At 42.2% G+C, this 23,214-nt stretch carries 20 protein-coding genes; 18 read left to right on the top strand and 2 right to left on the bottom strand.

From position 1 onward, the window contains the following. Positions 1 to 32 precede the first annotated feature (32 nt). The 15 genes from ACXAGV_RS06260 to ACXAGV_RS06330 all read left to right on the top strand — a co-directional run bounded on the left by ACXAGV_RS06260 (position 33) and on the right by ACXAGV_RS06330 (position 16,178). Positions 33 to 569, top strand: a complete 537-nt coding sequence (locus tag ACXAGV_RS06260) for a hypothetical protein (protein ID WP_474872498.1) — start codon at positions 33 to 35, stop codon at positions 567 to 569. Between the two features lie 40 nt (positions 570 to 609). Further along, entirely contained in the window at positions 610 to 1,569 is a 960-nt protein-coding gene (gene fcl, locus ACXAGV_RS06265) for a GDP-L-fucose synthase (RefSeq protein ID WP_474872499.1), read from the top strand. Positions 1,570 to 1,572: 3 nt separating this feature from the next. Continuing rightward, positions 1,573 to 2,043: a GDP-mannose mannosyl hydrolase gene (locus ACXAGV_RS06270; RefSeq protein ID WP_474872500.1), complete on the top strand. Its 471-nt coding sequence runs from the start codon at positions 1,573 to 1,575 to the stop codon at positions 2,041 to 2,043. Between the two features lie 18 nt (positions 2,044 to 2,061). Then, positions 2,062 to 2,505, top strand: coding sequence for a hypothetical protein (locus ACXAGV_RS06275; RefSeq protein WP_474872501.1), 444 nt, complete (start codon positions 2,062 to 2,064; stop codon positions 2,503 to 2,505). Further along, the gene (locus ACXAGV_RS06280) at positions 2,462 to 3,718 is read left to right on the top strand and encodes a hypothetical protein (protein ID WP_474872502.1); all 1,257 of its coding nucleotides are present in this window, start codon (positions 2,462 to 2,464) and stop codon (positions 3,716 to 3,718) included. The genes ACXAGV_RS06275 and ACXAGV_RS06280 overlap by 44 nt, the downstream gene beginning before the upstream one ends. 15 nt (positions 3,719 to 3,733) lie before the next feature. Then, on the top strand, positions 3,734 to 6,475 hold the full coding sequence (locus ACXAGV_RS06285; RefSeq protein ID WP_474872503.1) for a glycosyltransferase: 2,742 nt from the start codon (positions 3,734 to 3,736) through the stop codon (positions 6,473 to 6,475). A gap of 33 nt (positions 6,476 to 6,508) precedes the next feature. Then, on the top strand, positions 6,509 to 7,249 hold the full coding sequence (locus ACXAGV_RS06290; protein WP_474872504.1) for a sulfotransferase family 2 domain-containing protein: 741 nt from the start codon (positions 6,509 to 6,511) through the stop codon (positions 7,247 to 7,249). A 9-nt stretch (positions 7,250 to 7,258) separates the two neighbouring features. Next, complete coding sequence (rfbA, locus tag ACXAGV_RS06295) at positions 7,259 to 8,146, top strand: glucose-1-phosphate thymidylyltransferase RfbA (protein WP_474872505.1); 888 nt, start codon at positions 7,259 to 7,261, stop codon at positions 8,144 to 8,146. 75 nt (positions 8,147 to 8,221) lie between these two features. After that, on the top strand, positions 8,222 to 8,767 hold the full coding sequence (gene rfbC, locus ACXAGV_RS06300) for a dTDP-4-dehydrorhamnose 3,5-epimerase (RefSeq protein WP_474872506.1): 546 nt from the start codon (positions 8,222 to 8,224) through the stop codon (positions 8,765 to 8,767). Positions 8,768 to 8,791: 24 nt separating this feature from the next. Beyond that, positions 8,792 to 9,658 carry a dTDP-4-dehydrorhamnose reductase gene (rfbD, locus tag ACXAGV_RS06305; RefSeq protein ID WP_474872507.1) on the top strand — a complete coding sequence of 289 codons (867 nt, stop codon included), beginning with the start codon at positions 8,792 to 8,794 and terminating at the stop codon, positions 9,656 to 9,658. A 33-nt stretch (positions 9,659 to 9,691) separates the two neighbouring features. Next, positions 9,692 to 10,774, top strand: a complete 1,083-nt coding sequence (gene rfbB / locus ACXAGV_RS06310; protein ID WP_474872508.1) for a dTDP-glucose 4,6-dehydratase — start codon at positions 9,692 to 9,694, stop codon at positions 10,772 to 10,774. A gap of 297 nt (positions 10,775 to 11,071) precedes the next feature. Further along, a complete protein-coding gene (locus ACXAGV_RS06315; RefSeq protein WP_474872509.1) occupies positions 11,072 to 12,259 on the top strand; it encodes a nucleotide sugar dehydrogenase in 1,188 nt (395 codons plus the stop codon). Positions 12,260 to 12,458: 199 nt separating this feature from the next. Continuing rightward, complete coding sequence (locus tag ACXAGV_RS06320; protein WP_474872510.1) at positions 12,459 to 14,813, top strand: Ig-like domain-containing protein; 2,355 nt, start codon at positions 12,459 to 12,461, stop codon at positions 14,811 to 14,813. A gap of 339 nt (positions 14,814 to 15,152) precedes the next feature. Further along, the gene (locus tag ACXAGV_RS06325; RefSeq protein ID WP_474872511.1) at positions 15,153 to 15,827 is read left to right on the top strand and encodes a YkgJ family cysteine cluster protein; all 675 of its coding nucleotides are present in this window, start codon (positions 15,153 to 15,155) and stop codon (positions 15,825 to 15,827) included. Positions 15,828 to 15,998: 171 nt separating this feature from the next. Next, positions 15,999 to 16,178: a hypothetical protein gene (locus ACXAGV_RS06330; RefSeq protein ID WP_105930278.1), complete on the top strand. Its 180-nt coding sequence runs from the start codon at positions 15,999 to 16,001 to the stop codon at positions 16,176 to 16,178. A 1-nt stretch (position 16,179) separates the two neighbouring features. Here ACXAGV_RS06330 and ACXAGV_RS06335 read toward each other — a convergent pair whose 3' ends face one another. Beyond that, on the bottom strand, positions 16,180 to 17,073 hold the full coding sequence (locus ACXAGV_RS06335) for a LysR family transcriptional regulator (RefSeq protein ID WP_474872512.1): 894 nt from the start codon (positions 17,071 to 17,073) through the stop codon (positions 16,180 to 16,182). Positions 17,074 to 17,287: 214 nt separating this feature from the next. Here ACXAGV_RS06335 and ACXAGV_RS06340 point away from each other — a divergent pair, with 214 nt between their 5' ends. The 3 genes from ACXAGV_RS06340 to ACXAGV_RS06350 are packed head-to-tail and all read left to right on the top strand — an operon-like array spanning position 17,288 to position 21,492. After that, complete coding sequence (locus ACXAGV_RS06340; RefSeq protein ID WP_474872513.1) at positions 17,288 to 19,015, top strand: ABC transporter transmembrane domain-containing protein; 1,728 nt, start codon at positions 17,288 to 17,290, stop codon at positions 19,013 to 19,015. Then, on the top strand, positions 19,016 to 20,068 hold the full coding sequence (locus ACXAGV_RS06345) for an HlyD family secretion protein (protein ID WP_474872514.1): 1,053 nt from the start codon (positions 19,016 to 19,018) through the stop codon (positions 20,066 to 20,068). It begins immediately after the preceding gene. Continuing rightward, the gene (locus tag ACXAGV_RS06350) at positions 20,062 to 21,492 is read left to right on the top strand and encodes a TolC family protein (RefSeq protein ID WP_474872515.1); all 1,431 of its coding nucleotides are present in this window, start codon (positions 20,062 to 20,064) and stop codon (positions 21,490 to 21,492) included. The genes ACXAGV_RS06345 and ACXAGV_RS06350 overlap by 7 nt, the downstream gene beginning before the upstream one ends. Positions 21,493 to 21,747: 255 nt before the next feature. Here ACXAGV_RS06350 and ACXAGV_RS06355 read toward each other — a convergent pair whose 3' ends face one another. Beyond that, the gene (locus tag ACXAGV_RS06355) at positions 21,748 to 22,560 is read right to left on the bottom strand and encodes a hypothetical protein (RefSeq protein ID WP_474872516.1); all 813 of its coding nucleotides are present in this window, start codon (positions 22,558 to 22,560) and stop codon (positions 21,748 to 21,750) included. Positions 22,561 to 23,214: the final 654 nt, after the last annotated feature.

The following is a 23,214-nucleotide window of genomic DNA, read 5'->3' on the forward strand; positions in this document are numbered from 1 at the left end:
TTAAGCATCCAATCCAAGATTAGGAAAAATTTATGAAAACGTTTTTGACAGCAATACTCTTTATCTCAATTGCCTTCTCCGTTTTTATATTGAACAAAGACTTTTCTGTAAAATCAGTTAACGACAATACAGCTGTAGATAAGGCTGAAGCATCATTGATACAACGAGACGAAGCTGGCTTCTCTAATCAAACATATGCTGAGGGTATTCCTACCCAATCTAGCGAATTAGAATCGGACAGGACAAAACCTTCGGTCAACAAAGCAAAGAGTGAGGCTGAAGAAGAGGGGATGGATTCATTATCAGAAGAAAAGCTCATCACTTGGGTTAATGATGAAGAAGCTTTGACAGAACTTGATGAAGAAATGGGGCTAGTTGAGCCCACAGAATATGATCAAATGCTATTAGAAAGTGAATTGAATACAGCAAAGCGCAATGCACAGAACACTGAAACAGTGCGTTCGATTGCATTGTCAAAAAGGGAGCCAGTCCCTTCGAACTATCCAGAATTAGACGGTGTAATGTTGGAAGAGGAGCTACCTTCGTCTTCAACAATGGACCAGAATTGAGCTTACATAATAAAGTTTTAAATTTATCTGAGAGAAAACCATGAAAAAAGTATTTGTTGCCGGTCATAGGGGAATGGTCGGTGCTGCTATTGTTCGAAATTTAGAGCAACGAGATGATGTCGAGATTATTACCAGAACGCGTTCTGAGTTGAACCTTACTGATCAAAAAGAAGTGAGTAGCTTCTTTGACGAAAATAATATTGATGAAGTATATCTAGCGGCTGCAAAAGTCGGAGGTATCCACGCGAACAATACCTACCCAGCAGAGTTCATTTATGAAAACTTGATGATAGAAGCGAATATCATCCATGCCGCACATAAAAATGATGTTCAGAAGCTTTTATTCTTAGGCTCTAGTTGTATTTATCCTAAATTGGCCGAGCAGCCAATGACCGAAAGTGCGCTGTTAACTGGAACACTAGAAGAAACGAATGAACCTTATGCGGTAGCTAAAATCGCAGGTATAAAACTTTGTGAAAGCTATAACCGTCAATACGGCAGAGATTATCGTTCTGTCATGCCTACAAATTTATACGGGCCTCACGATAACTTCCACCCTGAAAACTCTCACGTAATACCGGCTCTACTTCGTCGTTTTCACGAGGCAGCACAACGCGGCGATAGTGAAGTAGTGGCATGGGGTAGCGGTAAACCAATGCGCGAATTTTTGCATGTTGATGATATGGCCGCAGCGAGTATTCATGTTATGGAGCTCGACAACGAAACCTATCAGGCCAATACGCAACCTATGTTGAGCCACATTAATGTTGGTACCGGAGAGGATTGCACAATCCGTGAGCTTGTTGAAACCGTTGCTAAAGTTACGGGTTTTAAAGGTGAGATCGTATGGGATACAACCAAGCCAGACGGTGCCCCTAGAAAGCTAATGAATGTTTCTAGACTCCATGATTTAGGATGGAAGCACACTTATGATTTAGAGAGTGGCTTGAAGCACGCCTTCGATTGGTTCTTGGCGAATCAGGATAACTTTAGAGGGTAAATTTTGGCCTTTTTGAACAAACAAGAGTTTTCTGAGGTTATTGATAGGACACCTTTGGTGTCCATCGATTTAGTAGTCGAAAATGAAAAGGGTGAAATACTCTTTGGCCTTAGAACAAACCGTCCAGCGAAAGGCTACTGGTTTGTGCCTGGTGGTCGAATCTTGAAAGATGAATCACTCGACGATGCATTTTTACGGCTAACACAGAATGAGTTAGGTGTTGAGATTAACCGAAGCGACGCTCGACTTCTGGATATCTACGAGCATTTTTATGATGATAGTGTGATGGGCGAGAAGCCTTCGACACATTATGTCGTTGCAGGCTACCACTTAAAAGTTCAGCAAAATAGCTTAGCATTGCCTATAGGCGATCAGCACAATGAATATAAATGGTGCGCAAAAGCAATAGTTAAGAGTGATGCCAGTATTCATAAGCATTCATCAGATTATATGGATGCAGTGCTAAATATTTAAGTATGCGAGGAATTGTAGTTGCTTTCAAAATTATATAAAAAATATAAAAACAGACAGCGCAAAGTTAAATGTGAAAAAGGTTATGCGACATTTCATATTGATGAGCTATCAATTTTCAAGTTTTCTGGATGGGTATTTGAAAACTCAAAAAAAAGCACAGAAAGCTGTCTTGTCTCATTTAAACTCAACAATGCGGTAATTTGTGAAACGCAAGCTTCCGTATTCAGAGAAGATCTCAAAAACTCAGGCATTGGTGACGGTGCATGTGGCTTCAACGTAGAGCCCAATTGGCAAGTCTTCGAAGAAGGTGAAAACGTAGTCGTTATGTACGTTAACGATATGCCAGTTCATGCATTTAATTTGACCGTGACTAATAAACAATTGATGGTTGCCATGACAAGTCAGATTCACAGGCAAATTGAACTGGCCAAAACAGAAATTATTGAATCTATCCGCAGTTGATGAGCTTATGAGAAGTCGCCGCTATTTCGTCATAGATCCTGGGTTTGAGGATTTTGATTCTCACCACAGTGTAGTAGGCGACGCTCTTATAAAGGACGCTGAACGGTTAAAAAAAGAAATATTAGTTTTAGCATCAAATAAATTAGAACTGAGCTTAAAACGTTATGAAGATAAGATCGTTCCTTTCTTTTCAACGCCTTGTTATACCAATAACTTAAAGCCTCTGTCTGCAGATAGAGAGAACGCTCTCGCGAAAAACTTCATGGAAGAGTTAAAAAAGCTCTTTCAGACCTATGATATTAATAATCAAGATATATTGCTTATACATACAGGGTTTAGCCATTTATATTTAGGGTTGGCGCGGTTTATCGCGAGTATAGGAAAACAGGTATCACCAAAACTCATTGTTTGTGGAATGTTTGACCCCGGAAGTCGAAAGATAGAATTTAACGAAGATATTCCGCGCTTCTCGTGGTTTGTGAAAAATAAGTTATCCCTGTCGTACCTAAAGCAGTCAGCCTATCCAGAAAAGATAGTTTTTGCTACAAGCTGCAATGAATACAAAGTGGGTTATCAGGCGTTAATCGATAGTCCGGTTGATGTACACCCAGCGATAAACTATCAGCCTTCAACCGACCAAGACGTTTCTAAAAACGAAAGAAAACGTCTTCTACTATTCGTTGGGAGCGTAAAAAAAGATAAAGGTTTAGATTTTATTTTACAGAATATCGCTTTCCTATTATCAGAGTTTAATGGCATCGATTTTGTTTTTCATTGGAATACAAATTCTCCCGGTATCAGAGACTTTACTGATGTTGAAGCAGAACTAACGGAATTAAGTAACAGGTTTAACAATTTAGACTTGGTTTCTGGAACATTAGATAAAGAAGAATACGAGCGGTTATTTAATTCTGTTCAAGGAGTGGTAGCGTCCTATGCCCCTTCCAGTTACAAACATAAAACTTCAGGTGTTTTTTGGGATGTTTTGCGCCGAGATAGTTGCTCTCTTTTGTGCTCGAATGGTACATGGCTAGCCCGAGAGTCGCTCGCGTTAGGGAAATCGGCATACTTTTTTGACTACGAAGATATAGCCAGTATGATACGTGCTATTAAGGAATGGGAAAGTCATGCTCAGTCTGGTGTAAATAACGATAGTTCATACAAGAAGATGATATGCAAACCGTTCTCTGAATGGGTTTTCTCGCAATTTTAAAAAGTGGAATAATAAATGTTTAAAGCTGGAATGAATCGAATCACCAACAAAGGAGCCAAGTTAGCTGGCTCTATTGATAGTGTCGAGGGTGGTTGCCTTATGGGGTGGGCTGCACTGTTAGGTGATAAATCACCTTTGAGTGTAAACGTTTATACAGAAGAAGGTGAATTGCTTGGTTCGGGTAAAGCAGATATTCAACGTGCCGATTTAGCTGAACACGGTATCAACGATGGCGTTCACGCTTTTGCTATCAATATAAACGAAGATAAACTTATTCCGGGCTCAGTAGTTCAGTTGAGGGTAGCTGAAAGCAATGAAAAGATCCCCACCAATCGCTTTGAAGTTCCGAAACTAAATCAACATTTTCATGCAGACATATTGAATGTAGAAGGCAATAAACTTAGCTTTCGCTTATCTTCGTCTGAAACAATAGGTAGTCAGGTAGTTAGGTTTGCATCGGATAAAGGCGTATTCTCTGAAAAGCCCGTTCATTCAGACAGTAGGGAATTATATGACCATATATGGTTGCCTGCAGAACTATTGAATAATTCCAAGCAGAAGATCACTATAACTGTTATTGGCGCCTCTACGGCTGCCGCAACCGATTACATTATCTCATCGTCTGTATTAACGCCTATAGAGTTCCTTAGCCACAGTGCATCAGAGTCTGAATTGCTTGGTAAGCCAGCACATGCGGGGCATCGCTATCATTCGCTAAAACTCCAGATAGACGCTTGTTCGCATGAGAGTGATTTTGAGCGTTTGGCGAATATCAAAATTGCTCACGACGCTGTAGTCAAAGCGCATGAGGAAATGAAGAAGTTTACGCCTTTTGCTTTACCAGAGGTCAGTGAACCAAAAGTGAGTATCATTGTTCCTGCTTACAACAAATTTGCGCTGACATATCGTTGTATAGCCTCTATTGCGTTGGCCTACAACAAAACAAGCTTCGAAGTAATTTTGGCAGATGACTGCTCGACAGACGATACTGCAAATGCCGAAAACATTATAGAAAACCTAGTCATTTCTAGAAATGAGGAGAACCTTAGGTTCTTAAAAAGCTGTAATAAGGCGTCTAAGCTTGCTAGGGGTCAGTACATTGTATTCTTAAACAATGATACCGAAGTAACGTCAGGCTGGTTAGATGAATTGATTTATCAACATGAAAAAGATAATTCAATAGCGCTGACGGGATCTAAGCTTGTTAATGAAGACGGTACCCTACAAGAAGCTGGTGGTATTGTTTGGGGGAATGGCGAGCCTTGGAACGCCGGTCGCAATGATAACCCTGATGCACCAGAGTGGAATTATGTAAGGGATGTGGACTATCTAACAGGCGCAGCCATGTGTGTCGTGCGCAGTGTATGGGAGCAGGTCGAAGGTTTTAGTGAAGAATTTGCCCCTTGCTATTATGAAGATGCAGACCTAGCTTTTAAAGTGCGAAAAGAAGGCTTTAGAACCGTGTATGTTCCCCATTCGGTCGTTATTCATTTTGAAGGAAAAAGTCATGGCACAGATGTTTCAACAGGGTTGAAGAAATATCAAAAAGTTAACGAATCTACTTTCAGACAGAAATGGTTTAGTGCCTTTAAGCACAAACGTAAGCCCAGCCTAGAAAGCCTTCCATTAGAAAAAGACAATGGCATCGATCAGCGTATTCTCGTTATCGATTATACCGTTCCTATGCCGAATAACGATGCTGGGAGTTATGCTGCTGTAAAAGAGATTGAATTAATGCAATCTCTTGGCTTCAAGGTAACATTTGTGCCCGACAATTTGGCATACATGGGCAAGTTTACAAAGAATCTACAGAGAATGGGCGTAGAGGTTCTAGCAGCGCCGTTCTATACGTCATTGTTCGACGTGATAGAAAGACGCATTGAAGAAATGGACGCCGTTTACATCACTCGCTACACGGTGGCTGAGAAATATATTGATAGAATTAAAGACTACGGTAAGCCGGTTGTATTTAATAATGCTGATTTACACTTTTTAAGAGAATTGAGAGCTGCGCTTCGAACGAATGATGCTGACGCGACCGAAGCCGCTTTGGTTACGCAAGAAAGGGAATTAGATGTTTGCAAAAAAGCAGATGCTATCCTTACCTACAACGCTACAGAACATGCTGTAATTCAGTCTCACACATTACAGCAGCATAATATGCATATCACTCCATGGGTGCTAGAAAGCAAAGAGCCTGGGCCTGACTTCTCCACGCGCACCGGTATCGCGTTTCTAGGTGGGTTCAACCACGTTCCTAACGTTGAGTCGGTCGAATACTTAGTTCACGAGATAATGCCTCAACTATTAGTAAAACGCCCAGATATTATCCTCTATGTATATGGAAGCAGAATGCCAGAATCGTTCAAAGAGATGGAGTGCGAAAACGTAAAAATGGTGGGTTTTGCTGAATCTTTAGATGATGTATTTCATAACCACCGCGTTTTTGTCGCGCCTTTACTTTCTGGTGCTGGTATTAAAGGTAAAGTTCTGGAGTCAATGGCATATGGGCTTCCTTCGGTTTTAACGGAAGTAGCAGCAGAAGGCACTGGGCTGGCGAGTGGTATAAGCACTCAAATCGCCGAGAAACCAGATGAATGGTGCGAGGCGATTCAGTCTCTTTATGATGACGAAGATAAGTGGGTTACTTATTCTACGAACGCAATGGCATTGGTTAAAGAGCGATATTCATTTGAGCACGGCAAGAAAGTATTCAGAGATATTTTCGCTAGTATTAATATCTTCAGTACGAAGTAATTCGTTACAGAAAATTTGGTAAAATTTAAATTTATGACAAAAGCTATTTTTCACTACCATCTGTTTAAAAACGCAGGCACTTCACTTGATGCATCGCTCAAAGAAAACTTTGAAGCGGGAGCCGAGTGGCTAACAGAAGAGTTCCCAGCTAATCCAGCTAAAAATAGAGAACTTGTAAAGCAGTGGGTAGAAAATAATAAAGAAGCAAAGTGCTTTTCTTCGCATACAGCACTTTTGCCCGTGCCAAAAGTACAAGGTGTAGAGTTACTTCCTGTTATTTTTATTCGCCACCCCATTGATAGAATCGCATCTGCCTATGCGTTTGAAAAGAAGCAAGGTGGACAGGGGTTTGGTTCTGTTTTAGCGAGAAATACAACGCTTAAAGGTTATATTGAAACTAGAATATCTCTTGGCTACGACAGGCAGTGCAAGAACTTTCATACAGACCGATTCGCTTACATGTTTGGCGCCCAATATGGCTCAGAGCTAGATAGAGCCAAAATGGCGGTTGAAAAACTTCCATTTGTCGGCTTAGTCGAGAATTTTAATGAGTCACTTCAAAAGCTTGAGTCATGGCTGATTGACGAAGGATTTGAGGGTATAAACATTGCGCCCAAGGTGCAAAACGTATCGCGTGATACTTCCAAGTCAATCGATGACAAAGTGGCGGAAATACGTGATGAAATTGGCGAGGAAGCTTTTGAGTTTTTAGTTCAAAATAACCAAGATGATTTTGAGCTTTATGAGTTGGCAAAGCAAAAATTTAGCGAATAGGTGTAAAACATGAGTACAAGAAAAGGAATAATATTAGCTGGCGGATCTGGCACACGTTTGCACCCGTTAACTAAGGTGGTAAGTAAGCAGCTTATGCCTGTTTACGACAAGCCGATGATTTTTTATCCGTTAACAACGTTAATGATGTCGGGCATCCGTGATGTACTCATTATCACCACGCCTGAAGAGCAGCAGCGATTTATCGACCTTATTGGAGATGGTTCAGCGTTAGGAATGAATATTCAATACGCGGTGCAGCCTTCGCCAGATGGTTTGGCACAGGCATTCCTTATAGGTGAAGAGTTCATTGGAAATGATAGCTGTTCACTGGTTCTTGGCGATAATATTTATTACGGTCACGATTTAAAGCTGTCTTTGCAGAATGCGTTTAAACAAGAGCACGGTGCAACGGTGTTTGGCTACCACGTTAACGACCCTGAACGCTATGGCGTGGTAGAGTTTGACGACGACTGGAACGCACTTTCTATTGAAGAAAAGCCGGCTGTTCCTAAATCAAACTATGCTGTTACAGGTCTTTACTACTACGACAACCGCGTAGTGGATTTCGCTAAAGAAGTGAAGCCGTCACCCCGTGGTGAACTGGAGATTACCGACCTTAACAACCTGTATCTAAAAGATGGCTCGCTTAAAGTAGAGCTAATGGGCCGAGGTTCTGCTTGGCTGGACACGGGTACGCTTGATTCTTTGCTCGATGCTGCGAACTTTGTGGCGGCTATTGAAAAACGTCAAGGGTTGAAAGTTTGCTGTCCTGAAGAGGTGGCTTACAGAATGGGGTATATCAACGCTGAACAACTTGAAAAGCTAGCAGCTCCACTAAAAAAGAGTGGTTATGGCGATTACCTGCTTAAAGTGATTAACGATAGAGTTAAGATCTAGCTTCATATCAAATTCTAAAAGGTGGCATTGCCACCTTTCCTCTTATTTTAAATTGCCAGTTTGTACGGAAAGTAAATGCAAGTAATTAAAACAGATATCCCTGATGTAAAAATCATCGAGCCTAAAGTATTTGGCGATGAGCGCGGCTTCTTCTTAGAAACCTTTCGCACCGACTGGTTTAAGAAAGAATGTGCAGATGTAGATTTTGTTCAGGATAACCATTCTAAATCTAGCCAAGGTATTCTTCGCGGCCTTCATTATCAAATGGAGCAAACCCAAGGCAAATTAGTACGTGTAGTTAGCGGTGAAGTATACGATGTAGCCGTAGACATGCGTAAAGACTCACCTACTTACGGTAAGTGGGTTGGGGTGATTTTATCAGCTGAGAACAAGCGCCAATTATGGGTACCTGCGGGCTTTGCTCACGGCTTTTATGTAACCAGTGATTCTGCTGAGTTTGTGTATAAGTGCACAGACTACTATCACCCAGAATCAGAAATATCAGTTAAGTACGACGACCCAACCTTAAATATCGACTGGCCATTAGTAAATGGTGAGAAGCCTTCTTTATCAGGTAAAGACGAGGCGGGTTTGGCATTTGAAGACGCACCTACGTTTTAACTACTGAGGCTTAGAGGGAAAACAGTGAAAATTATAGTAATTGGAAATGCTGGGCAGTTGTCTTACGAGTTGGTGCGTATATTGGGTGAAGATACTATTTGTCTTGGGCCGGAAGATACAGACATCACTAAATTTGATGTGTTATCAGAAACGCTGTCTAAATTAGCGCCTGACGTCGTTATCAATGCAGCCGCCTACACTGCCGTAGATAAAGCAGAAGAAGAACAAGAGTTGTGCCATACAATTAATGCTACAGCAGTAGAAAACTTAGCTAAGTACTGCAAACAAGCTGGTGCATTTTTTGTGCATGTGTCTACCGACTACGTATTTAATGGGCACAAGGGCTCGCCATACCTGCCTAACGATCCTATAGAACCGCAGGGTGCTTATGGCAAAACAAAAGCAGATGGGGAAAAGGCGTTACTCGATATATTACCTGAAGCAAGTTGCTTGATCCGCACTGCATGGGTGTATTCTGCCCATGGCAATAATTTTGTAAAAACCATGCTTAAGTTAATGGCAGATAAGCCTCAGCTTACGGTGATAGACGACCAAATAGGTACGCCTACCTGGGCGAAAGGGTTGGCAGATGCTTGTGTTAGTGCAGCTAAAAACAAAACAGTAGGTGTGTATCACTGGACTGACGAAGGCGTGGCCAGTTGGTACGACTTTGCACTAGCTATTCAAGAGTTAGGGCTTGAAAAAGGGTTTTTAGAAAGTGCAATTCCTGTATTGCCTATTCCTTCAAGTCAATATCCAACACCTGCAAAACGCCCACATTACAGTGTGCTAGATAAACAATCTGCTCGAGAAGCGTTTGCGTCGTGTAAGCCTACCCACTGGCGTAAGCAGTTGTCGTCCATGATGGACGAGCTTAAAGCGGCACAATAAACCGCAACACAATTCAAGTTTGGTAAATAAAACATGAGTAAAACGATTTTAGTAACAGGTGGCGCGGGCTTTATTGGCTCAGCAGTAGTTCGCCATCTTATAAACGACACTGACCACACTGTGGTTAACTTAGATAAGCTAACTTACGCGGGTAATTTAGAGTCATTAACCCCTGTTTCTGACAGCGATCGCTACAGCTTTGAACAAGTAGATATTTGTGATGCTGAAGAAGTAAAGCGTGTTTTCAACACGCACCAGCCAGATATCATCATGCACTTGGCTGCAGAGTCACACGTAGACCGTTCAATCGATGGCCCAGGTGAGTTTATACAAACCAATGTTGTAGGTACGTACACTTTGCTTGAGCAAGCAAGAGCATATTGGTCTGAACTTGAGGGCGATAAAAAAGCTGGGTTCAAGTTCCATCATATTTCTACCGATGAAGTATATGGTGACCTTCCTCACCCGGATGAAGTTGAACCAGGAACAGAGCTTCCACTCTTTACAGAAACTACACCGTATGCGCCAAGCTCGCCATACTCAGCAAGTAAAGCAAGCTCAGATCAGCTAGTGCGTTCGTGGCTTCGCACCTATAAGTTGCCAACCCTTGTAACTAACTGCTCAAACAACTACGGGCCGTATCACTTCCCGGAAAAGCTTATTCCGTTGGTTATTCTAAATGCACTAGCTGGAAAGCCGCTACCTGTATATGGTAAAGGTAACCAAATTCGTGATTGGTTGTATGTTGAAGACCATGCACGGGCATTGGTAGTAGTTGCGCTTAACGGCGAAATCGGTGAAACCTATAACGTTGGTGGTCATAACGAAAAGCAGAACATTGAAGTAGTGCAAACTATCTGTTCAATTCTGGATGAAGTTAAGCCAAAAGATAGCAAATACGCTGAGCAAATTACCTACGTTCAAGACCGTCCAGGCCACGACATGCGCTATGCCATTGATGCTAGCAAAATTGAGCTTGAGCTAGGATGGAAGCCGCAAGAAACGTTTGAAAGCGGTATTCGTAAAACCGTAGAGTGGTATTTAGCGAATGAAGGCTGGTGGAAAGCGGTTCTTGACGGCAGTTACCAAGGCGAGCGTTTAGGTACAGGAAGCTAGTTAGATAACAATAATTTTTAAGCCTCAGTCTTTTATGTAAGCTGGGGCTTTTTTGTTTTCGGATGCAATATTCTCGTAGTGGTGTGATTGTTGCTTTGTTAGCAATATTGCACTTAGGCTTTGTATTGAAATGATGGTTTTAGACTAAAACGCACTGGCTCACCATGGTTTCTATAAATTAAGCACCTTTATGATGCATTGTTCATGAGATTTTCAAAAAACTCTGGCAATATATAACGAGAATATTTTAGTAATTATTTCTATCGCTGATAGTTAATAGGATTGGAGAAACAGTAAATGGAAAGTACGTTAGCTAAGTACAAAATAGCAGTAGCAGGCACAGGCTACGTAGGGCTTTCAAATGCAGTACTACTTGCACAACACAATGAAGTGAAAGCGGTCGACTTAGTTCCGGAAAAAGTTGAGATGCTTAACAACAAAACGTCTCCAATTGAAGACAAAGAAATTTCAGAATATCTAACAACTAAAGAGCTTAACCTTGAAGCTACGTTAGATGCACAAGTTGCGTATAAAGATGCCGACTACGTTGTCATTGCAACACCAACAGATTACGACCCACAAACAAACTACTTTAATACAGGTAGTGTAGAGGCAGTTATCAAAACAGTGATGGAAATTAACCCTAATGCTGTAATGATTGTAAAATCGACCGTACCAGTAGGGTTTACTAAAGACGCAAAAGCACGTTTTGGTTCTGAAAATATTATTTTCTCTCCAGAGTTCTTGCGTGAAGGCAAAGCGCTTTACGATAACCTTTACCCAAGCCGTATCATTGTGGGTGAGCAAAGTGAACGCGCTGAAATTTTCGCAAAATTACTTCAGCAAGGTGCAATTAAAGAAGAAATTGATGTGTTATTCACCGACAGCACCGAAGCAGAAGCTATCAAGCTCTTCGCGAACACTTACTTGGCAATGCGCGTTGCTTACTTTAACGAACTAGACAGCTACGCAGAACGTAATGGCCTAGACACTAAGCAAATCATTGAAGGTGTTGGTTTGGACCCGCGTATCGGCAATCACTATAACAACCCAAGCTTTGGCTACGGCGGTTACTGCTTACCTAAAGATACCAAGCAGCTTTTAGCAAACTACAGTGAAGTGCCTAACAATATGATTCAGGCTATTGTAGATGCTAACCGTACGCGGAAAGATTTTATCGCCGATTCCATCGTAAGCCGTGGTCCAAAGATTGTAGGCATTTATCGGCTTATCATGAAGTCCGGTTCAGACAACTTCCGTGCAAGTGCGATTCAAGGCATCATGAAGCGTATTAAGGCTAAAGGTATTGAGGTTGTAGTTTACGAGCCAGTACTCAAAGAAGAAGAGTTTTTCCGTTCACGTGTTGTAAACGATCTAGAAGAGTTTAAGAAAATCTCTGACGTTATCGTCGCCAACCGTGTAACGGGTGACATCGAAGACGTACTAGATAAAGTATACAGCCGCGACCTGTTCAACGCTGACTAGTTACGAATTGTGCGGGGTCAGAGTCATTACTCTGACCCCACCATTCATCATACAACAAACGAAATCACTGTACTCTTGTTTGCTACTTTCTCTCACTCTATCTTCCATATTTGCACGTTTTTACGTTAATATAACAATTTATTCTCGCGCCAAAGCGAACTTAAAACTCCAATAAAAAACCAGAATAGGGACGTTCGAAATGAACAAAAGCATAATTGCTATTGCCGTTAGTGCAACTCTTCTTGCCGCCTGTGGCGGTTCCGACGACACCAATGAAGCGCCAGTACTTACCGCCGATTCCGCGGTAACACTTAATGGTGACGCTGTTTCCATTGATGTACTTGCTAATGATACCGACCCAGAAGGTGATGCACTGACTGTGTCTGCGGTTGGCATGCCAGATGTGGGTGAAGTCGCTATTATCAATAATGAAATTGTTTATACGCCTACAGCACTAGCGATGGGCGAAGTCAGTTTTTCTTATGACGTAACTGATGGTGAAAACACAGTAAGTTCAACGGTTACTATCACTAATCAACAATCTGTTTCTATTTCAAGTATTGCAACCGATGCGCCTTTAGCCAACGCAGAAGTAACTGCGCTTGATATGGGCGGAAATGTTATTGCTACTACGCAAGCGGCGGCGGATGGTCGTTTCACGCTTCCTATTACGGTAAGCGCTGCACCCGGTGACTTAACGCTCAGTGCTGTGGGTACAGAAGAACAAGCCCAAGTAACGCTGTCATCGCGAGTAGGTGACTTCACTACAATGCGTAACCTTAGCATCGAAAATAACACTGATGAACTTACCAGCGACCTATTTCCTGCAAGCAAGATAACTCATGTAAGCACGGCAATGGATATACTTTATTCAGAGTATAAAGAGAACGGCGGAGAGGGAAGCTTTGATACCTTCGCAAACGAAGTAGACTTCGAAAAGGTCTTAGGCTTGGCCAGCTTTATTAAAGTGCTAGCTGATAATAGCGAGTTCCCTGTTCCTGAAGGTATGAGCACATTAACTTTCTTTACTGGAAGCCTTGTCGATGTACTAAGTACCATTCGAGAGTATGTTAATAGCTTAGGTCTGTTAAATGAAGACGGTACATATGACGAGGCTTATATAGAAGCAATTAATGCTGCTCGAGCAGAAACGCTTGAAGATGAAACGTTGCAGCAAGATTACGTAGATGCCGACATTGCGGGAGCAGTTTTTGCGACTTACTACCACTCAGAACAGCAAGCTGGCAAGGGCATGACAGCGTATACGTTCAATGCAGACGGTAGCGGCGCAAAAACATCTGCGGAAAATGCATTCAATATTTATTCAGATGCATTTAAGTGGAGTAGTGTAGACGGAAACTTGCTTATAGAAGAGCTGGATGAATCTTCCAATGCAAACTTTGTGTTTCTCGATGAAGAAATCCTCAGCCGATTTGATGAAGATACAGTCTTTGAGATATATAGCTATGCCAATGATTATGACATTCGATATTGGGAAACGGAGCGAACCGTAACAAACGAGCGTATGGACTTGCTAACACAGTCTGGCGGCCACGCGCTTGCAGTGTTAACAACTACTACTCAGCTTTCCCTCACACCGATGGATGACATTCAAGATAAACCCACGTTTACTACCACGTACGAAACTATCAGTAATGTTAAGTACACCAACACTACTGCATCAACGTTTACCGTAACCGAAGAGGATTTGCTAGCCTCCCCTTGGGTGTTTGCTTTTCAGGGAAGTTATACATTTGATAAAGAGTACTTAAATGACGATGAGCGTACTGAAGTTGGTATTTTAAACGACCAGTTTACATTCAAAGATGATAATACCTTTACGTCTCTTGTTTATGATGCACAGGGAACATGGCAGCTAAATGATGGTGTTATCGAAATTGAATTGGAAGGAATGTCATTTTCAGTTACACCGTTTAAAGCGCAGAATGATTTTGTGCTGGCGCTTTATGAGTTTGATAACGATGGTGTAACTATTAAGTATACTGGTGATATGCACGCCATAAATTATGAATTGACCGAAGACTTCAGCATAGAGAGTTCATTGCCCAACATCTGGATGTTTTCTTATAATGAAGCGCTTTTCGTAGACGGAACTCCACTGTTCGACGACGTATTTGGCTATTACTTTGAACCTGACGGCACCGCAGGCAGAGTATATTCTGCTTTTGAAGAGTCATACTTTGTAGGAGATAGTGAGCTTTATAACTTCCAGTGGACTGAGGATAATAACGAGGTCAACATCGTCGGGTTACGCGAGAATGACGCGTTTGTTTTCAACAGAGAATATACCTGGAAATTATTGGGCTCAAAGCAAGAAGGTGTTGTTGTAACACTCGAAATGCAATCTAACAAAGTTGATTACACAGATGATTTTAACGAAGATCTCGTGTTTAACATTCTTCCTCGTTTAAGTTTTACCTTTAAATTAAATCTAGAAGAGCAATACCCTGAATTTTGGGAAAATACAGACGTAGGTAGCTTAAGTACGCCTGAGATCTCGCTATCGTTTTCTTCAGAAGTGATAACGCGATAGTTCAGTAAATTAATGGCGCTAGCTCACCAGAGCTAGCGCTAACATAGTTCGATTACCAAAACACCCACACAAGCATCACTCACAAAAAACTTCCCAAAACCTAAAAATAAAAATAAAATCCGCGTCAATTCAACCCCTGCCATTAAGCCTCACGCTTACTCATATCAGGCGGGGAAGAAGCATGCTTTAAAATATTGGGGTCAGAGTACATTTCTCTCTCCAATGCAATCTGTGTAATTGGTTGCCAAAACCAGTAACAGAGTAATGCGTTCATGCTACCTACCATATAAATCTGCATGAACATGTTTTTGTTTTAGTTTGCTTTTTAGCGGAGTCATTATGAATAGGCTGCGTGAGCTGTCCAGCCAAGTGATGGATGTTTACCAATCTCTTTCTCAAGAATTTAGTGCGTTTCAATCTAATCAGTCTCTCAACTGTGTAGTAAAATGTGGTGCGTGTTGTAATAAGCCCGACATTGAAGTGTCGCCACTAGAAATGTTGCCTTTTGCGTTGCACCTGTTTGATACGGGGCAGGCAGAGCAAGTATTCGATGAACTTGAAAGCTACAGCGGCTTTGCTTGTAAGCAATATCAGCGCTTAAGTTTAGATGGTTCAGAAGGTTATTGCGGTATTTACGAGTATCGCCCCGGTATTTGTCGTATGTTCGGCGCGGCTGGCTATAAAACAAAGTCCGGCGAGGCCACGCTTTCGGTATGTAAAACTATTAAGCAGGCTGTACCTGAAAAGTACGCGGCTGCCCTAATAGCTATACAACCACAGCATTCAGACGTAATCGAACAACCGTTAATAGGCGATATCGCTGCAAATAATGCAGGTCAATCTACAGCCATTAAGCCGCCTATGATCGCAGAAGGTAGACAGAAGCTCGCACAACTTGACTACGAGCTAGGCGATAAGCTTATGCCGATAAACGATGCGCTACGCTTCATGTTAGAAAAGATTCTGACGCTTAGCTTCTATTCACAAGATATAGATGATGGCGTTGCGGCTTAATAAACGCAGGGAAGAGTGATTATTCCGCTTTTGTTGTTAAAGCGTGTTTCGTATACCCCAATGTTATCCCCTACGATACAAAATGCGATAGAGAGATACTCATGTTTAAAGGTAGATAAACAGCGAATGTCATATTATCCATAAAATGTTGAGGAGAAGGATGTCTTCGAAATGGATAAAAAAGTCGTTGATCGTGAGTGTTTCGAGGTGGTCGAGACGCTCGCTGAAAATGCATACATTGGACGCGGACGTTTCGACTGGTCAAAAGTTCAGCAGGAAGCGCATCGCTTGCTTGACGAGCGCTTCGGTGAATCACAAGTAGAGCTTTGCGTGGAAAAATGTAAAGGCTGAATTAGTTACTGAAAATCTCTTTTGCTGAGCCAATGATGTGCTCACTCAGCGTGTACTCTGCGCGGCTTTTACCTGTAATTGCGTAATATCGTTCACTCAAAGCCTCTGATTTGCCAATACAATGCACATCGTATTGTTTTTCTACATGTTCGGCTATCGCCGAAGGGGCGCAAAATACACCAAAGTTCTCGCTACCAAATAGTTTTAAAAGGGCACTATCGTCGAACTCTGCCACAATTTTGGGGTACAGTTGCTCTGTTGCTAGCCAGCTGGATAGGGCGTGCCTAATACCCGAGGTGTTACCCTGCATTAAAAGTGGCATGTGGTTTAGGCAGTCAGGAAAGCGTTGGTTGGCAGAAAGTGGTTGCTTGGCAAAAAAACTTAGCGAACTTTCACCTAGGAAGTAGCTGTTTGCGTTTACTTGCGTGCCCGGAGCAATTCCTCTGTCAGCCACAATGAAATCGACAGCGTTAATGGCCAGTTCTTTTAGCAGTCCATCAAAGCTATCTTCTCTTATCACAAACCTCACATTGGCAAATTTACGCATGGTGCCGTGAACAAAATCGTAAAAAAGCACTTTTGGAATACCATTTGTAATACCTATTACAAATTCTTTCGTATTCACTTCATCGCTATTGTTAAGTATTTCAGCCAGTTGATTACCCTTGTGAAATATTTCACTGGCATACTGGTATGTCACTTTGCCTTTCGCGTTTAGGTATAGTCGTTTGTTTATTCTATCGAATAAGGAGTAACCAAGCTGACTTTCAAAAGTACTCAGTTGCCCACTCACTGTCTGAGGAGTAACGTGAAGTAATTTTGCTGCTTTTGCGATACTGCCTTCGCGGGCGACAAGATAAAAATAATATAGATGATGATAGTTTAGATGATGCATACTTTTATCAGGCACTCGATTTTAGAAGTATTAGACAGCAGAAATGTACTCTGACCCCATTATGTTCAAACGCAACTATTTTCGATGAAGTATGAAGAATATAACAGATTTATTCTAAGTTACTAATACAATACACTACATATCGTTGCTTTTGATTTGTACAAGCAGCGCGTTTCTCAAGTTTTTAAGCTAGCGGTATTTTGAAGACATAACTATGGCTAAACCAATAGATTTACGTAAAACGCGAAAGACTCTATTTTCTCTACTCAGGCCCGAGGCTGGCTTTTTTTGGGTTGCTATTGCCTATGGCGTTGCAATCAGTTTAATGACACTCGCGGTGCCCATCGCGGTTCAAACCTTAATTAACAGTATCGCGAATATAGGCTCTACCCGCGCGGTGATTATTTTAGCCGTTGTACTATTCCTTACTTTATTTATATCCGGTGTGTTTAGTGCGCTTCGCATGCGGGTTATGGAGTTTTACGAGCGAAAGGTTTACGCACGGCTAACGGCCGACCTCGGCCTTAAAACCATACTAGCACCGCACAGCTTTTTTGAAGGGCGTCAAAACGTGAGTATCACACAGCGTTACTTTGATATTATGACGTTTCAAAAGAACATGCCGTCTTTGATGATAGATGGTTTTGCGCTGGTGCTTCAGATGCTGGTGGGTTTTACTCTGGTGTCGTTTTATCATCCCGCATTGTTTGCATTTAACGTGGTGCTGTTACTTACCATGTATGCCGTATGGAAACTGTGGGGCCGCGGCGCTAAACGCACTGCCATCGAACTTTCTCACGCTAAATATGACTCTGCAAAATGGCTACACGATATTGCCATTGCCCACGAGTTTTTCAAATCGGCCGATCACGTTGAATATGCAGGCCGAAGCACAGAAAGCTATATCAGTAACTATGTGCAAAAGCATAAAAATCATTTCCACTATACCTTCTCTCAGGTAGTGATGTTCTTGCTAATGTACGCCGTAGCGAGCGCCGCTTTGTTGGGTATAGGTGGTGTCCTCGTTGTGCAAGGAGAGCTTTCAATCGGTCAGCTTGTTGCTGCAGAGCTGGTAATGTCTGCTGTATTTTTTGGGCTATCTCGCTTCACTCAATACTTGAAGCTTTATTACGAGCTATACGGCGCTGCTGAAAAGTTAGGCGGGGCTTTGGCTATGCCACAAGAAGAGCTGAATACTTCAGAGCATATCCCTGCCTCTTCAAGGCTTGTGTTTAACGATGTTGATTTAAAACACGGCAACGATCATTGTCTTATTAACGTTGTTTTTGAGCCAAGCACAAAATATTTCGTCACAACCGATAAGAGCTGGGTGCAAAAACAGCTTCTTGGGCTACTCAAACAGTACGACCGCGTTAAGACTGGCGATATATTACTCGGTGAATTAAGCCTAAACGACTACGACACCCATGAGCTTAGACAAGCGGTGACGATATTAGACCGTTCGTTAATTATTGAGGTTTCTATAGAGCGTTATCTGAAACTCGCTAACCCGCAAGCAAGTATTGCTGATATTCGAGCCGCGCTTACAGAAGTAGAGATGACGAAGGTTATCGATAGTCTGCCAGACGGGCTTAAAACCAAAGTGTCTGTATTGGGTGCTCCGTTGCAGCCTCTAGAGTTTTTACTACTTAAACTTGCAGCGGCTATTATTGCTAAACCAAAACTGCTTATACTCAATCAGCATTTTGATGCTATTCCCATCGAGATGCGAGAACGACTACTAAGACGCTTAGATAAATACGACTTTACCGTGATGTATTTTACTAACATACCGATACCTGATTGTTTAGATGGTGTGCTTCATTTACACGACAATGCGACCGAAATGCTTAACGAGTATATTGAAGAGACAGCACCAACGCGCGCAAATGTACAAAGCGACACGAGCAATAACTCGAATAACGATAAGGAGGGTGAGTAAGTGAATAACGCAGAACGTCGCTTTTTAGACAACATAACCTCATTGCCTTCTTTGAAAGTGCCAAAGCTACACAGAATAATAACCGGCATTATTATCTTCTTAGTTATTGCTGCTGGAATGATTTTGTACTTTACGCCTTGGATCCAGACTGCCTATGGTACAGGGATGGTGGACTCTCTTGATCCGAAAGACAGAACCCAGCCAATTAACGCGCTTGTGGATGGGCAGGTAAAGCAATGGCATGTTAGGGAAGGCCAGCAAGTCAAAGCCGGCGAGCCTATCGTCACGCTTATTGATATTGATGCGCAGCGTCTTGAAAAACTGCAATCACAGCTTGCCGCTGCTAACTCGAAGAATGTAGCTAACGAAACCGCAGTTAGAAACGCTGAGAATAACTTGGCGCGTCAGAAGTCTTTGGAAGAGCAGGGGCTGGTATCGCGAAAAGAAGTAGAGAAAGCTGAGATAAAAGTACAAGAACTGCGGGCTAAGGTGGCAGCGTCTGTTTCTGAAATCAATGAAGTGAGTATGACCTTGTCACGTCAATCTACGCAAACTAAGTTTGCGCCGGTGGACGGTACTGTGGTGCGTTTATTGTCGGGTGGCGTTTCTACTTTTGTTAAGTCTGGCGATATTCTTGGGCAATTTATACCAGAAGATGCAAAGCGTAGTGTTCGAGTAACGGTAAGAGGGTTAGACGCACCACTCGTTAAACCTGGTGCGAAGGCGCGCTTGCAATTTGAAGGCTGGCCCGTTTTTCAATTTAGCGGGTGGCCGGGCAGTGCAATTGGTACTTTCGGTGGCGAAGTGGTGTATGTAGAGCCAGTCGCGAACCCTACCGGAGATTTTAATGTGTGGATAAAGCCAGACGAATCAGATATTCCATGGCCAACGGAAAGCTCGGCCCGTTTGGGTAGTCGGGTTAAGGCATGGGTACTGTTAGAAGAAGTGCGCTTGGGCTATGAGATGTGGCGTCAACTCAATAATTTCCCTCCGTTGCCTACGCAAGATTCTGCATCAGGCGGTTCGAAAAACGCAGGAGCGTCTATATGGTAGTGCGAAGGACTTCAGTTATCGCTGCGGCTTTTGCGTTGCTGTCTTCATTATTTTGCTTTACTGCAAATGCGCAGTCGGTGGAAGGAAAGCAAGCGCCATCCATTGAAGTGTTTATCGATAGCATGGTGAATTACCATCCTTATGTGTTAGCGATTAATGAAGGTAATTATCAAGCCGCCGCAGAACTTGAAATAGCAAGAAGCAGTTTCGACCCCTTTATTGAACAGAAAACCAAAAGCCGAGTGTCAGGTTATTACGATGGAACCAACCTCACTCAGCGTTTCACCAACCCAATTGAAGATTTTAACGCATCTGTATTTGGTGAGTATCGAATTGCAGCAGGTGATTTTCCCAGCTATGAAGGGTATTACGATACGCTGTCTGCTGGCGAGGCGAGTGTAGGTATTGCAATGTCTTTGTTACAAAACCGTGAGATAGATAAGCGCAGAACTGAGCTTAGAAATGCTGGTTTAGCTTCATCACAATGGCAAGCACTGGCCACTAGCCTTATCAATGACTTTGTATATAAAGGCGTAAGTGAGTACATAGCATGGTATGAGAGCGCATTACAGATACAGGCGGTTTCTGAGCTATTAGCTACCGCGTCTGAACGTGAAAAAGCGTTGGTTACTCGGGTGGAGAAGGGCGACTTAGCCAGCATTGTGCTTACCGAGTTTAAAGCCAATTTACTCCAGCAGCGTTTAACGTTGGCGGAACTTAAACAAAAACGAGATATGCACGCGCAAATGCTATCTTTTTACTGGCGTTCACCCAGTGGCGATATGTTAGAAATTAATAGTGAGCAGCCGCCTAGTGAAATAAGCTGGCCTTACTGGGTTGGCAACGGTCAGCTGGTTACGCTTCGCAATGCACTGCGTAACCACCCCGAATTAGATGTAATGAAATTAGAGCAGCAGGTGGTGCAAAATAAGGTCGCGCTTGCTGACAACGCGCTACTTCCAAAGCTTGATCTTACCGCATCTATTGCCAGAGATGTGGGAGCAGGGTCGGAAACACTAGAGGGCACAGAAACGAAAGTAGGTTTGTCGTTCTCTTATCCGCTAGGCAACAGAAAGGCAAAAGCAGAGCGCGCTCAACTTCAGTCAAAGCAAAGAGAGCTTGCACATAAGCTAACATCTACACAGCAAGCTATTGTGCAACGATTCGAGCAAGCTTTGATTTATTGGTCGCAAGCAAAAGATATTGTTGCATTGCAAAGCGACAATGCGGCATTAGCAAAAACGTTGTCTAAAGTAGAAAGAACACGCTTTGATGCAGGTGATAGCGATATGTTTGTATTGAATGCGCGAGCTCAGAATGAAATTAAAGCGAAGATCAAAGAGATTAAAGCTAAGGTCGACTTGTTAAAAGCAGAGCTTATGCTTTATAGAGAAGCCGCTATGCTGTATTCATTCGACAGTTAACGGTTGTTGTTACAAACATAGATTTCTAATGAGAAGTGGAGGGAGGAACTCCGCTTACCGTCAGCGGCTACAAAGCTAACAGTCACAAAAGAGGTGGCAGTCGCTTCATAGATAGTGGCCGCTGCAAAGATCATTGCCACGATAGTTACCAGTAAAAAAGTGACTAATAGAGTGATATAAAAAAACGGCGTACTGAGCTGCTCAATACGCCGTTTCTCATAAACTAAATCTTTAGGGCTTATAAATCTTTAGTGCCTAATTGCTCAATGCACTATTAACGTCTTCCTCGCTTAGTCCGGCAGACATAGCGTACTCTTTTAACTTATCTTGAGAGACCCCTGCATGTTGTGCAGTATTTAATATACGCAATACTTGTTCACGCTGTTGGGCCGACTCTCTTACAGCTGTTTCAACTACCGTTTCCGCTTCATTAGGAAATACGGCTAAAAGTGCATCTACTACATATTCGCCAACAAAAGGTACTGCATTTAGCGCACTAGTCATAATATCAACAATTTTGTTTGGATGTTCTTGCGATAATGTCTGAACAATACTATCAGCCGCATCAGGCTGAGTTAATACAGCAACGCGTACAATCTCATCTAATTCTTCAGGCGTTGATACCGCCGCAGCGTGAACAACAAAATCTACATAGGTAGGTTCTGCTTTAATAGCTAACTGTACGATGTTAGGGCAGCTACTTACTTCCTTCTCTATAGCCAGCTGAACAATTTCTTCAGTTGATGAGGGCTGCGCCGAAATGGCTGCAAAGATTATTTCTCGGTATTTGTCAGGATAAGTATCTAGTGCAATATCTACGATAGATACTATTTCCTGCGGGTAGTGACCCGCAATAGACCTAATAGCACGTCCTACAGACATGGTTTGATCAACTTGACGTTTTAGAAAGGCTGTTTGAAAGCGATTCGACTCTTCAACGGATTTTTCTACGCTCGCTGAAGTGGATGACTGGATAACTTCATCAGAAGAAATGTCTTGCGCCATTGCCACGTGACTAACTTGAGAAGCTAGTAGTACTGCTGATAGCAATGTAAGAGTTCGTAACATAAACCCACCTTTATAATTATTGCGTAGTCAATTTCTGACACTACCAGTATTAATACATTTATAAAGAACGCAAAGCATAGGTCATTTACGCTTATATACGTTCTTATACGTATTCCTTTACGCAAGCCTTAATATCTATCGCTAATATTAAGCAGTTATATAATAACGGCAGGATCAAATACTACTTTATAGGATCTGAATCCCCATCCTATTAGTAATTAGTCCATATTGTCTACTAATTATCACATTTGAATGAAAAATAGACGGTTAGTTCAGTTTTTTCATCTTTTTTAAAATAAGTGTTGACGTGAGCGCTCATTTCCCTAAAATGCGCATCCGCTTCGGGGGAAAAGCAAAACAGCAAGCCTCCTGAAGTAAGTCTCTACTACCTACATAGGCCAGTAAAGACGGGAGTTTAGAAGAAATGCTTCAGAAAATAAATTTTCAAAAAGTGTTGACAGCGAAAACTTCCAGCGTATAATGCGCACCTCACTCGAACAGGGTGAGTCACTAAGAAGCAACGGCTTCTGGTGAATTGCGACGAAGTCGCAATGTTCTTTAAAAATTTAGACAAGACAATCTGTGTGGGCACTCGTTAAGAGTGTCACAACGACGATTCATATTTCGATATATTTAATTGAAGAGTTTGATCAT

It is taken from the genome of Alteromonas sp. ABH4_453 (assembly GCF_056160665.1).